This window comes from Aeromonas sp. CA23, from assembly GCF_002587065.1.
Classification (GTDB): Bacteria; Pseudomonadota; Gammaproteobacteria; order Enterobacterales; family Aeromonadaceae; genus Aeromonas; species Aeromonas bestiarum.
Window position 1 is genome coordinate 2,938,196 of record NZ_CP023818.1, and the last position, 12,290, is coordinate 2,950,485.

Consider the following 12,290-nt stretch of genomic DNA (forward strand, 5'->3'; position numbering starts at 1 on the left):
TGTCAACCGATCTGCTGTGCCCAAGTTGTGAAGTGGCTTGCAAACCTGAGTCGTTACCTTTTTGTGTTGGCATTGTAGAATGTCTGTGTCATTCGGCCATCCCCAAATCTTGCTCGGGGATTTTTTTGACAACAAGTAGAAAACGTTTTCATGGTCGTTGGCAACAGTAGAAACAGACAATAACGCATATAACTCACGCACATAATTTGGCGCAGAAGGTGCCCTGGCACCCGAGCCCACCAACCTGGAGACATGCAAGTGCAACAGTACGTACTCTGGTACGAACAACTCGGAATGCAAGATGTAGAACGAGTTGGCGGCAAGAACGCATCCCTTGGCGAGATGATCAGCAACCTCTCTGGTGCCGGCGTATCCGTGCCGGGCGGCTTTGCGACCACGGCCTTTGCGTTTAACGAGTTTCTGGAGTTAAGCGGCCTCAACGGCAAGATCCATGATCTGCTCGATACCCTGGATGTGGACGACATAGCCGCCCTCAACCGGGCCGGTCAGCAGATCCGTGACTGGGTGATCGATGCCCCGTTCCAGCCTGCACTGGAGCAGGCGATCTGCGCCGCCTACGACAAGCTGAGTGCGGGTCTGGATGCCTCTTTCGCGGTGCGCTCCTCCGCCACCGCCGAGGATATGCCGGACGCTTCCTTTGCCGGTCAGCAGGAGACCTTCCTCAACGTACGCGGCATAGACTCTGTCATGATTGCCGTCAAGCATGTGTTTGCTTCACTGTTCAACGATCGCGCCATCTCCTACCGGGTGCATCAAGGGTATGACCACAAGGGCGTGGCGCTCTCGGCCGGGGTGCAGCGCATGGTGCGCTCGGATCTGGCCGCCTCCGGTGTCATGTTCACCCTGGATACCGAGTCGGGTTTCAATGACGTTGTCTTCATCACGGGTGCCCAAGGCCTGGGCGAGATGGTGGTGCAGGGTGCCGTCAACCCGGACGAGTTTTATGTGCACAAACCAACCCTCAGGGGCGGGCGTCCTGCCGTGGTGCGCAAGACCCTCGGCTCCAAACTTATCAAAATGACCTACTCAGGCGATGCCGGTCACGGCCGTCAGGTGAAAATAGTCGACACCGATGAGGCCGAGCGCAGCCGCTTCTGCATCACGGATGAGGAAGTGATGGCGCTGGCGAAACAAGCGCTCATCATAGAGCAGCACTATGGTCGCCCCATGGATATCGAGTGGGCCAAGGATGGGCAGGATGGTCAGCTCTACATAGTGCAGGCTCGTCCCGAGACGGTGCGCAGCCGCCAGGAGGCCAACACGCTCGAACGTTTTGCCCTCAAACAGGCGGGCAAGGTGCTGATCGAGGGCCGTGCCATCGGCCACAAGATTGGCGCGGGCCCGGCGCGGGTCATCTCCTCCATCAGCCAGATGGACGAGGTACAGCCCGGCGATGTGCTGGTCACCGATATGACGGATCCGGATTGGGAGCCCATCATGAAGCGGGCCTCAGCCATCGTCACCAACCGTGGCGGGCGCACCTGTCACGCCGCCATCATAGCCCGCGAGCTGGGTATTCCGGCCGTGGTAGGTTGCGGCAACGCCACCGATCATATTGCCCCGGGTCAGCTCATTACCGTCTCCTGCGCGGAAGGGGATACCGGCTTCATCTATGACGGCGAACTCGATTTCGATGTGGCGGTCACCGAGGTGGGCAACATGCCGCGCCTGCCCATCAAGATCATGATGAACGTCGGCAATCCGGACCGGGCGTTTGATTTTGCCCAGTTGCCCAATGCCGGTGTGGGGCTGGCGCGGCTCGAATTCATCATCAACCGCATGATTGGCGTGCACCCCAAGGCCCTGCTGGAGTTCGACCAGCAGAACCCTGAACTGCAGGCCACCATCCGCAAGATGATCGCGGGTTACGACAGCCCCCGTGAGTTCTACGTGGCCAAGCTGACGGAAGGGATCGCCACCCTGGGCGCGGCCTTCTGGCCGGAGCGGGTCATAGTGCGGATGTCGGACTTCAAGTCCAACGAGTACGCCAACCTGGTGGGCGGCCGTGGCTACGAGCCTCACGAAGAGAACCCCATGATCGGCTTTCGTGGCGCATCCCGCTACATAGCCGACAGCTTCCGTCCCTGTTTTGCCCTCGAATGCGAGGCCATCAAGCGGGTGCGTGACGTCATGGGGCTGACCAACGTCGAGGTGATGATCCCCTTCGTGCGCACCGTGGGTGAAGTGGAGCAGGTGATCGACATCCTGGCCGAGAACGGACTGCGCCGTGGCGAGCGGGGGCTCAAGGTGATCATGATGTGCGAGATCCCCTCCAACGCCCTGCTGGCGGATCAGTTCCTGCAGCACGTGGATGGCTTCTCCATCGGCTCCAACGACATGACCCAGCTCGCACTCGGACTGGACCGGGACTCGGGCCTCATCGCCCACCTGTTCGACGAGCGCAACGAGGCGGTCAAGGCGCTGCTGTCGATGGCCATCCAGGCCGCGCGCAAGGCGGGCAAGTATGTCGGCATCTGTGGCCAGGGGCCATCCGATCACCCGGACTTCGCCGCCTGGCTGGTCGAGCAGGGCATAGACTCAGTGTCCCTCAACCCGGATACCGTGGTCGATACCTGGCTCTATCTGGCCGAGCAGCACAAGGCTGGCTGATCCTCGTCGGTTCCTGCCTGCGAATAATAAAAATGGCGCCCCCGCAGGGCGCCATTTTTATCGCGCAATAAACCCGATGGCATTATTTGTCCGGGATATTTTTATTCCTGCTCAAAATAGGCGCGCCAGATCTTGGTTTTACACTCCGTTACATCTGTTCACTTCATCACCACCCCATAATAAGCCTGCCATGTCATGACGAAGTGGGCGGATCACTATATTCACGTCATGTAGAGCAAGGCGGGATAAACAGGTTCCGCTCGCGTTCTATTTATCAATAAATATGTTGTTTGTTATTAATATGGCCAGGGTAGGCAGATGTCACAGAGCGTATCAAATCAAGTGATCAGAAGAATGCTGACGGCCTGTCAGCAGCAAGGGGGAGATACGGATGCCATCCTGATGGCTGCCGGTCTGACGCCATTCGATATTCATCGTGAGCATGGCCGGATCCTGGCCCATAGCCATTACCGCATGCTGGGCCTGATGCAGCGGCATCTGAGCGGCTTTCACGAGGGCATACTGTCTTACGATATCGCCGAGCTTTACCAGCACTATCCGGCGCTCATCAGCCTCTGCCTGAACCAGCCGTCCCCTCGCGCCGCCATCGAAGCCCTGCTGGCCTATCGCACCGTCATCGGCAACTGCGACGATTTTGTGGTGCGAAGAGGGGCGCTGTTTAGCCAATATGAGTATATCAATCAAGGACCTGCCGCCCTGGGCGCGAGTCAGGCCATCCCCAATTTCGTCATCCTCTACCGGATCCTGCGGGTCTATGCTCCCGGCCTTGGCGTCTCTGTGGGGTTCGTCGGCAAGCCGCCGGCCCATCACCGCCAGCTGGATCACTTCTTTGGTACCCACTGCCGCTGGGATCAGCCGGGCAACACCCTGACCATAGACAATGCCCTGCTGGATAGCCGCGCCGATAGCTACAACGGGCCGCTTTGCCGCCTGCAGACAAGTCAGCTCGCGCATATTTGCAGCGATATCGATGAGCGGGTGCCCTTTGCCAATCTGGTGGCGGACATGATCCGCCATAAAATCCGCGGTGGTGTCATGGAGAGCGATGACCATTTACTCAAGGATGTCTGTTCGGCCATGAATATCAGCCGCTGGACCCTGAACCGAAAATTGCAGGGGGAGGGCAGCAGCTTCTCCGCCATCTTGAAACGGGTCAAGATGATGGAGGCCTGCCGTTTATTGGGAGAGGGAGAGCAACCGTTGCAAAATATCAGCGATCTGGTGGGTTTTTCCTCCCAGAGTGCCTTCAATCGTTTCTTCAAGGCCAATACCAATATGACCCCGCTGGCCTATCGCAATACCCGCCAATAATAACGGGACCAGACCTGCGCCTGATCCCGTCAAGGCTGAAGGCAACAAAGGGGGGCGCCCCCTGGCGCTCCCCCCATCACCTTCATTTCTTACCTGGGCTCGCTTATTTTGTCACTGTGGTGACTGTGGCGGCATCCACGCCGCTGGGCAGGGCCAGGGCGCCCGGGGTCGTGCTGCTCACCACTATCTCCTTGCTCACGGTGAAGCTGACCGGCGTGGTGGCGGAGACATCGGAAGAGGGGCTGATGTAGGCGCTGTAGCTGCCCGGTTCCACTATCCACTGGTTGCTGGCCTCATCGAAGCTGGCGAGTATGCTGGCCGGAATGGTGAAGCTCAGCTGCTCGCTGGCGCCCGGTGCCAGCTGTTTGGTCTTGGCAAAGGCCTTGAGCTCTATGGTCGGTTTTTGCAGTTTGACCTCGGGGGCGCTGACATAGACCTGGGCCGCCTCCTTGCCCGCCACGGCGCCCGTGTTGGTGATGGTGGCCGTCAGCACCAGACTGCCGGCCGCGCCCTTGGCCAGGGTATTGTTGGCGATGGCGGGGCTGGTGTAGCCGAAGCTGGTGTAGGAGAGACCAAAGCCGAACGGGTAGGAAACCGCCTTGTCGAAGGTGCTGTAGTAGCGGTAGCCCACGTAGATCCCCTCGTTGTAGTAGAGATCGTCCGGCTCGCCGTCCCCGTCGGTATCCTCACCCGGGAAGGTGCCGGCGGAGGGCACGCTGGCGTAGCTGAGCGGGAAGCTCTGGGCCAGCTTGCCACTGGGGTTGACCGCCCCCGACAGCACATCCGCGACCGCATGGCCGGTTTCCTGCCCCGCCATGTAGGCCAGCAGTATGGCATCCACCTTGTGGCTCCACTGGGCTGTGTCGATGACGCCGTTGACGTTGAGCACCACCACCACCTTCTTGCCCTGGGCGTGGAAGGCGCTGCTCACCGCGTCGATGAGGGCGATTTCATCGTCGCCGAGCAGGTAGTCGCCCTTGCTGTCGGTGCGATCCGCTCCCTCACCGGCCTGACGACCCAGGCTGATGACGGCAACCTCCTGCTCGCTGGCGGCCGTGGTGATCAGGCTGGCGAGGGCCGGGCTGACGGCGGCCTCGTCGCAGGTGTAGTAGCCCTTGGCGCCGAATTGCCCCTCGTGATAGACCTTGTTGGCCTCATAAAAATCGCCGTAGTAAGCCTGCAGCGCCCCGTTGACCGGGAAACGGCTGGCCAGCCCCTGGGCTATGGTGGTGGTGCTGGCGGCGTTCACATCCCCGCTGCCGGTGCCCCCCTTGTAGGTGTTGATCTGGTTGATGCCAAAGCTGGCCACCTTGCTGGTCGCGGCTATGGGCAGGGCGCTGGCTTCGTTGCGCAGCAGCACCATGCTCTCGGCCCCGGCCTGGCGAGCCAGTTTGGCGTGGGCGGCCAGATCCGGGCTGTTGCTGACGGCCAGCTGGTTGTAGGAGGGGCTCTTCATCGCCTGGGTCAGGATATGGATGGCGGCCTCGGTCACCTTGGCCTCGTCGAGATCCCCCTGCTCGATGGATTGCTGCAGCTGTTCCTTGACGTTGCCAGGTTCGATCAAATCCTGCCCCGCCAGCACCTGCTTGTAGGCGTTGTTGGCCACATCGCCGGCAAACCAGTCGGACATCACCAGGCCATCGAATTGCCACTCACCGCGCAGCACATCGGTCACCGCGTCCTTGCGCTCGTTGACATAGGTGCCGTTGACCTTGTTGTAGGAGGTCATCACGGCCCAGGGCTGGGCCTCGTCCACCGCGATCTGGAAGCCGCGCAGATAGATTTCACGGAAGGTTCTCGGCTCACCTATGTCGTTGATCTGGTTGCGGTTGGTCTCAGAGTTGTTGCCAAAGTAGTGCTTGATGGTGGTGCCCACCCCATTGCTCTCCACCCCGTTGACCATGGCGGCGCCTATCTTGCCGGTGAGCAGCGGGTCTTCCGAGTAGTACTCGAAGTTGCGGCCATTGAGCGGGTTGCGCTGAATGTTCATGCCGGGGGCCAGCAGGATGTCGACCCCGTACTGGCGCACCTCGTCCCCCATGGCTTCCCCGACGGACTTGACCAGGTTGACGTCCCAGCTGGAGGCGAGCAGGGAGCCGATGGGCCAGGCGGTGGCGTAATAGGTGGCGCTGTCGCCGTCGCGGTTGGCGCTGATCCGCAGGCCCGCCGGGCCGTCGGCCAGTTTCAGGGCCGGAATGTCGATGCCGTCGGCACTGCGCGCCACCCCGTTGATGTAGCCCGCTACCCCGGCGACATCCTGCTTGACGTTGATGGCGCCGTTGGCGCTGCCATACCCTGGGCCGGAGAGCAGGCTCAGCTTCTCGTCCAGGGTGAGCTTGGCCACCATGGCTTCGGCCTGGCCGCGGTAATAGGCGTCGTCTTTTACCAGGGGATCCGAATCGTTCTGGTTGCAGCCAACCAGCAGCCCGGCCAGCGCCAGGCTGACGCCGAGTGAAACCGCTTTCATTTTTGTCGTGATAGGCATGAAGACTTCCTCGTAACTGTCTGAATAAAAAGGCAAGTGCGATATCGACACCGGCAGGTGATCGGGCCGGGCGGCCGCTCTGATGGCGGGTTCCCATGGATATCGATGACGGCTCAGGGTGGGCCAGGGTGCATGTGCAAGGGGGCAACCATGGCCGGAGCCGCAGGCAGGTTAGCAAGTTGGGCTGGCTGCGCCTTGCCTTGGCGGAGCGAGAAATGTGCAGTTGGGAGCAAGGGTGCCAAGTTGTGACAGGGGTCGCATCACAGGCTGCGCGGCAGGGAGGGGAAAGGGGAGGCTGGATGACCCACCATTGCGGATGGCGGCAACAGGGCGGTCAGGCTTGGGGTGCGATTTGCCCTGAGATGCGGGGCGCAGACGCTCGGGCAGAAGAGAGGGGGCCAGCGGCCCCCTCGGCGTGTGCAAGATACCTCGCGCTTGTCAGCGCAAGGGTTTGCTCACTTTGGCTGTTTCAGTGCACCGGCCAGTTCGATCTGCACCCTGACCCCTTGCTGCTTGAGCTGGGTGGCGATGGCGTTCAGATCCGTGCCTGGCTTGGCCTGCAGCAGGGCGATGCCACCGCTGCTCTGCTTGAACTGCAGGCCGTGGCGGTCCGCCAGCGCCTTGGCCTGATTGTCATCGGCCTCCACCAGCAGGGTGCCGCTGACGGTCAGCTTAGGGCTGGCGACCCCTTGCAGCAGGACGTCGCCGCTGCGCAGGGTCTGTTGTGGCACCTTGCCATCCAGGCTGCGGGCGACCCGTTTCTTGCTGCCGTTATCCGGCGTCAGGTAGGTCTTTCCATTCACCTCTACGGTGTTGTACTGCTTGCCATCGATCACCACCGATTCGTCGGCCGTTGCGTGTACGCAGACCGAGGCCAGCAGGCTTGCCAGGGCAAGGCTGAGTAAGCTGTGTTTCATGTTATGACTCCTCTGTGATCAGGAACGGGCTGCGTCGTGACCGAGAACCCGCAGGGACCAGTCGAGCAGTTGACCCGGCTGGCTATTGTTGCGCTCGGTCAGGGTGCTGCGGGTGTTGGTTCTGCGATCGAGCAGCGAGACCTGGCGGCTGCCATTGGCCACGTCGGTCACCTCCAGGCGCCACTCGCCCTGGGCCGGTTCGCCGTAGAACTTGTGGGAGAGCATGCGCATGTCACGCAGCCCCTTGGTGCGCACATAGCCCAGCTGCTGCCGGTCGAGGGATTGTCCCACCAGGCTGTTGTTGGGGTTGAGCAGCACGCTGCGGGTGCCGGATGGCGAGACCAGTTCGATCAGCAGGTCGGGCAGCCGCTGGTGATCCAGGCTCACCATCACCTGCACGGCCTCGACCGTCAATGGCTGATCGACCTGCGTGCTGGAGCGGGTCGGGCTGCTGCCCACGTCCGGGATGGCGCCGACGGCGCGATCCCGGACCGTCACCTTCTGCCAGGGCAACTGCACCAGTGGCGGCAGCGGATCATGGCTGGCGGCGCTGGCCAGGGTCTTGTTCACATCCACCAGGCCGAAACCATAGGTCGGGCTGTACCAGAGGCCGGCCGCGTTGCGCTCCCACCCCTCCAGACCCGTCACCTGGCGGCGCTGACCGTTGGCGGCCGTGTAACTTATCTGCACGGGCCCCTGATTGGCGTCGAGCCGGGTGGCGTTGCGGGCCAGCAGGTCGCGCAGATCCCGCACCGACAAGTCCGGATAGGCGGACATCAGCAGCGCCATGGCGCCTGTGGTGTTCGGGGTGGCCGAGGAGGTGCCGTTCATCACGCCGTTGTAGTCGCAGCTGGCATCCAGTTGCGGGTTGTTGTGCAACCGGTTGGTGCTGGGATCGTCCACCCGGTTGTACCCCATGTCGCAGCCGGGCAGATCCGTGGTCACCATGGCGGGCGCATCCGTGCCGTATTCCCCGCCGGGGGCGCTCAGGAAGACGTTGCTGCCGACGCTGGAGTAGGAAGAACGCACCCCGTCCGCGTTGATGGCGCTCACTACCAGGTTCCAGAAGTTGCTGTTGGAGGGATCTATGTTGCTGTTCTCGAACGGCAGCTTGGGCAGGTTGCCGGTGCGGTTGAGCACATAGTTGCCGGAGGCAATCCGGTTGAAGCCGTTGCCCGCCGCCTTGATATAGGCCGCCCCCTGCGCCTGCTGGGTCTGTTGCTCGAACAGGCGATCGAGCTGCACCTGATCCAGCCCGTTGGCCCCTTCTGGATCGACCAGGCTCATGCCGTAGCTCTGGTTGAAGACCCGGTTGTCTGCGGTGACGGCATTGCCACCAAGGGCGTAGAGCCAATCCTTCTGCAACTGCTGGCTGTTGTCATCGAGCAGGTTGAAGCCCTGCAACTGGGCGCGGGGGGCCACCCCCAGGGTGCCTATGGTGTTGTCCACCGCGGCTATGATGCCGGATACCGAGGTGCCGTGGGCACTGTCCGGATCGGTCGGGGTGGGATCGCTGCTGCCGGTCACCACGTTTTTGGAGCCGGGGCGCACGTTGTCGGCCAGATCCGGGTGCGCTATGGCCATGCCATCGTCCACCACGGCCACGTTGATGCCCTGACCCAATACCTCGGTGCGGTGTGCCCACCAGAGGTTGAGGTCATTGCCCGCCACGCCGCCGCGGGGGCTGAAGGCATTCTGGCCGCTGTTGAGCAGGTGCCACTGCTGGTCCTGCAGGGGGTTGATGCCGGGCAGACAACGGACTGCGCTGCTGCGACCGGTATCGAGTCCGGCCTCTTTGCCGGTGAGTGGGGTGCAACTCTCATTAGCCTGAACTGAAGCGATAGGCAGGGCCGAGAGCAGGGCCGAGATTGCCAACGCCAACGATGTTTTTCTCATTAATAAACTCCATCTTATATCGCACCGTCCTGGGTGCGACTGGCATCTATACACGGGAAAAACAGAGCCAAAAAGCGCTCATTTCTGATCTGAGATAAGGCTCAAAAAAATCCCATTACAAACCGGTTTTCAACCATATGGGGGTTCCGGCGAATCCCTTTATATGTTGTATTGAGAACTTTTCTCAGTTGGAGGCTGTTGATCTTTGTCTTTATAGATCAAGATGTTATTAACTCGCCGTTCACCCTGGCTGCGGCAGTGCCGAGGCAGGCGCGTTGGGCTGGCCCTGACCAGATATGACACATACCCAAGCGGGCGTTATGTGGCCGGCAAGCCTGCCATGCCGGGAGGCGGTTTTTGCGCCAGGCGGCAATGAAAACGGCGCCAGTGGCGCCGTGTTTATGTGAGGAATTGGCCGAGAGTGGCCGGCCGTTATTTGATCAAGGCCAGGATCGGGCGAAACGCCGGATGACGGCAATCCCCCAGCAGCTCATAGAGGCACATCTCCACCGAGGTGAGCCGCGCGCCACGGGCGGCCAGCTGAGCGATGGCCAAGTCGCGGTTGACGGCGCTGCGGGACGACACCGCATCCACCACCAGGGAGACATGGGCGCCGCTGTCGAGCAGTCCCAGCACAGTCTGGTAAACGCAGATATGGGCCTCTATGCCGCACACCAGCCAGTGACGCCTGCCCGTCCGGGCCAGCGTGGCGGCCACTGCCGGCTCCCCCAGCGCGCCGAAGCTGAACTTGGCCAGCACGGGGGCGCCGCTTTGCAGCGGCTGCAGCTCGGGCACAGTCGGCCCCAGCTTGTCCGGATTTTGTTCCAGCCAGACAACCGGCAAGCCCAGTGCCTGGGCCCCTTGTACCAGCCGTGCGCTGTTGGCAATCAGGGCAGGGCTTCCCTCGACGAGCCGTGCCAGCTTGCCCTGAATATCGACGACCAGCAGGCCTGTGGTAGAGACGGTCAACATGATGGCTCCCTGGGTCAGGTCAGTGGGTGGCGCCCAGTGGACGGATGACAGATGTACGCGACTGGTTCCACAGATAGATGAGGGTCAGCGCGATGGCGGTACCGATCGGCAAGGCAAACAGATGCAGCGCGATAAAGCACCAGAAGACAACTTTGAAGCCCTTCACCGGCTCGGTGAGCCCGCGATAGGCCACATAGTTGAATGCCATGACAAACAGCCCGATGGCCAGTGCTAGGCCGATGCTGACCCCCTGTGACGGGGCTGATCCGGCCGGGTGCAGCGGGCTGACCGTGACGACGGACCATGCAACAAACGCTATCATGGCCAAAGAAAAAAGCGTCGAAGCGATAAAGATGCCTTTGGCGATCAGCTGTTGTTTGGGGCTCATGAATACTCCTTGAATAGGGTGTGGTCTTGCTCCCTGCTCGTGATCTGGCGTGCCTTCCATGCCGTTCGCCATTGACATGGTGACGTATAAAATGTGAGTCACGGCACCCTGTCGATAAGGCCCATAAACCTACCCGCAATGCCAGCGCCGGTCAAAAATAAAGTAATTCAAATTGTAAATGTAGTGACAACTAAAGAGGTGGAACGCCTGTTGAAGTACTCAATATCGGTTTGTTAGCCAGCGGAGAATCATTAACCAAAACGACGATTAAATGCTTCCTTGCTAACTTTCCGCTCCATCTGTGAATTACATTTTGGACAAAGTGTTTGCTTCTTTTCATCGATTGTCCACTTATAATATGTCTTCTTTATAGACTGGCCACAAATACTGCAAGATGATGGTTTTCCAAAAACGACACCTATTATGACAAAAATAATTATTGCAACTATCCATTCCATTTGTTGACTCCTCAGTCAGGTTGAAAGCTGGTTTTGACGTTCGAAAGCAGTCGCATGGTGCAGATCAATCTTTTCATTGATATAACAGTCGGTAGACTTGACCAGATCTCTGATAAATCGGATCACTTTCTCTAGTTCATCACGTTTTATAAGATGAGGAGCGGCTACGCCAGTGTTGATAGGCTTTGAGCGATGCGCGGCTTCACCGCGCTTTTTGATCCATTGATTAAGTGTTGAGCGGGCTTTTTCTGGTTCGTAGTTAGACCAGTGCCACCCCTCTGTCACATCAAACCCAAAATAATCCATAAATATTTTTTTCGTTTTATCTGAGCTTGGATTATGAAAGGATTTTAAATCTGTATGTAATTTTTTCAGGATGAAATCACCCAAGTAACTGCCCTGCACTATGGCTAGCTTTTTATGCATTTCCTCAACCAGCCGGTCCTCCACATAGGTTTCCCAAGCGGTGAGTGCCATTACTAGCCCGGCTCGTTTTAAAACCTCACTGCTGGGTGGTGGTGGATTGGCATTGATACCATCAAAATGGGCTAGCAGCTCTTCAGCATCTTTAATTGAGTATTCAAATCCTTGAATCGCTTTTGACATATTCCTTGTCCCTGTTGGTAACGTTAGTTTCTTGTTCCTGTATTTAGAGCTGCTCGACATCGACCTGTATCATCATTAAATATATACCACTACCTCTACATTATTCCCATCCGGATCAAGCAAGAATGCGGCGTAATAATCAGGAGCATAGTGAGCACGAGGTCCTGGTTGTCCGTTACAGCGAAAGCCCGCTTGAATACCTGTCAAGTGAAAAGCATCGACTTGTGCCCGAGTCGTGGCGCTGAAGGCGAGATGGCAGGGGGTATTTTGCTCGAACCTTTCGATTAAAAAGCTCACCTTGTCACGACCGATCAGGCCAAAACCGGCAGCAGCATCATCTGTCCACTTGAGTTCCATATGCAATGGGCGGAGTACGGTTTGGTAGAAGCGCTTGCAGTCGTCAAAATGCACTGTCTTGATTTCAACGTGATCGATCACGGCAACTCCTTGGCTGGTTGAACAAGACGATCTCCTGTTAATTGCGAGTGATAAGGGGTCTGGTGCCAACATAGCCGCTACCGCCCCTGAATGACGCCTCCAGTGTGCACCTTCTTCCGCAGGGTGAGCCCGACAAAGCGCACCTGGCACCCTGACGAAAAAGGGTA

General features: G+C 59.3%; 10 protein-coding genes. 2 read left to right on the forward strand and 8 right to left on the reverse strand.

Features of this window, described 5'->3' with window-relative positions:
* Positions 1-252: 252 nt before the first annotated feature.
* Together ppsA and CK910_RS13765 are read left to right on the forward strand one after the other, a co-directional pair.
* Positions 253-2,631, forward strand: a complete 2,379-nt coding sequence (ppsA, locus tag CK910_RS13760) for a phosphoenolpyruvate synthase (RefSeq protein WP_065403933.1) — start codon at positions 253-255, stop codon at positions 2,629-2,631.
* Between the two features lie 354 nt (positions 2,632-2,985).
* Positions 2,986-3,963 carry an AraC family transcriptional regulator gene (locus CK910_RS13765; RefSeq protein WP_098983683.1) on the forward strand — a complete coding sequence of 326 codons (978 nt, stop codon included), beginning with the start codon at positions 2,986-2,988 and terminating at the stop codon, positions 3,961-3,963.
* Between the two features lie 103 nt (positions 3,964-4,066).
* Here CK910_RS13765 and CK910_RS13770 read toward each other — a convergent pair whose 3' ends face one another.
* The 8 genes from CK910_RS13770 to CK910_RS13805 all read right to left on the reverse strand — a co-directional run bounded on the left by CK910_RS13770 (position 4,067) and on the right by CK910_RS13805 (position 12,123).
* Positions 4,067-6,448 carry a beta-glucosidase family protein gene (locus CK910_RS13770; protein WP_098983684.1) on the reverse strand — a complete coding sequence of 794 codons (2,382 nt, stop codon included), beginning with the start codon at positions 6,446-6,448 and terminating at the stop codon, positions 4,067-4,069.
* Positions 6,449-6,903: 455 nt separating this feature from the next.
* Positions 6,904-7,365 carry a serine protease chaperone gene (locus CK910_RS13775; protein WP_098983685.1) on the reverse strand — a complete coding sequence of 154 codons (462 nt, stop codon included), beginning with the start codon at positions 7,363-7,365 and terminating at the stop codon, positions 6,904-6,906.
* A gap of 18 nt (positions 7,366-7,383) precedes the next feature.
* Positions 7,384-9,261 carry a serine protease Asp gene (gene asp / locus CK910_RS13780; RefSeq protein WP_043139345.1) on the reverse strand — a complete coding sequence of 626 codons (1,878 nt, stop codon included), beginning with the start codon at positions 9,259-9,261 and terminating at the stop codon, positions 7,384-7,386.
* A gap of 432 nt (positions 9,262-9,693) precedes the next feature.
* Complete coding sequence (locus tag CK910_RS13785; RefSeq protein ID WP_098983686.1) at positions 9,694-10,233, reverse strand: hydrolase; 540 nt, start codon at positions 10,231-10,233, stop codon at positions 9,694-9,696.
* Between the two features lie 19 nt (positions 10,234-10,252).
* Positions 10,253-10,621 (reverse strand): hypothetical protein, encoded by a 369-nt coding sequence (locus CK910_RS13790; protein WP_098983687.1) that lies wholly within the window; start codon positions 10,619-10,621, stop codon positions 10,253-10,255.
* A 251-nt stretch (positions 10,622-10,872) separates the two neighbouring features.
* On the reverse strand, positions 10,873-11,079 hold the full coding sequence (locus tag CK910_RS13795; protein WP_098983688.1) for a hypothetical protein: 207 nt from the start codon (positions 11,077-11,079) through the stop codon (positions 10,873-10,875).
* 15 nt (positions 11,080-11,094) lie between these two features.
* Entirely contained in the window at positions 11,095-11,685 is a 591-nt protein-coding gene (locus CK910_RS13800; protein WP_098983689.1) for a HEPN domain-containing protein, read from the reverse strand.
* Positions 11,686-11,760: 75 nt separating this feature from the next.
* The gene (locus CK910_RS13805) at positions 11,761-12,123 is read right to left on the reverse strand and encodes a VOC family protein (protein ID WP_098983690.1); all 363 of its coding nucleotides are present in this window, start codon (positions 12,121-12,123) and stop codon (positions 11,761-11,763) included.
* Between the last annotated feature and the right edge of the window lie 167 nt (positions 12,124-12,290).

Coding starts and splice junctions, on each gene's coding strand:
- CK910_RS13790 (WP_098983687.1), bottom strand. CDS start 10,621: ATGAGCCCCAAACAACAGCTGATCGCCAAAGGCATCTTTATCGCTTCG.
- CK910_RS13795 (WP_098983688.1), bottom strand. CDS start 11,079: ATGGAATGGATAGTTGCAATAATTATTTTTGTCATAATAGGTGTCGTT.
- asp (WP_043139345.1), bottom strand. CDS start 9,261: ATGAGAAAAACATCGTTGGCGTTGGCAATCTCGGCCCTGCTCTCGGCC.
- CK910_RS13800 (WP_098983689.1), bottom strand. CDS start 11,685: ATGTCAAAAGCGATTCAAGGATTTGAATACTCAATTAAAGATGCTGAA.
- CK910_RS13770 (WP_098983684.1), bottom strand. CDS start 6,448: ATGCCTATCACGACAAAAATGAAAGCGGTTTCACTCGGCGTCAGCCTG.
- CK910_RS13775 (WP_098983685.1), bottom strand. CDS start 7,365: ATGAAACACAGCTTACTCAGCCTTGCCCTGGCAAGCCTGCTGGCCTCG.
- ppsA (WP_065403933.1), top strand. CDS start 253: ATGCAAGTGCAACAGTACGTACTCTGGTACGAACAACTCGGAATGCAA.
- CK910_RS13765 (WP_098983683.1), top strand. CDS start 2,986: ATGCTGACGGCCTGTCAGCAGCAAGGGGGAGATACGGATGCCATCCTG.
- CK910_RS13785 (WP_098983686.1), bottom strand. CDS start 10,233: ATGTTGACCGTCTCTACCACAGGCCTGCTGGTCGTCGATATTCAGGGC.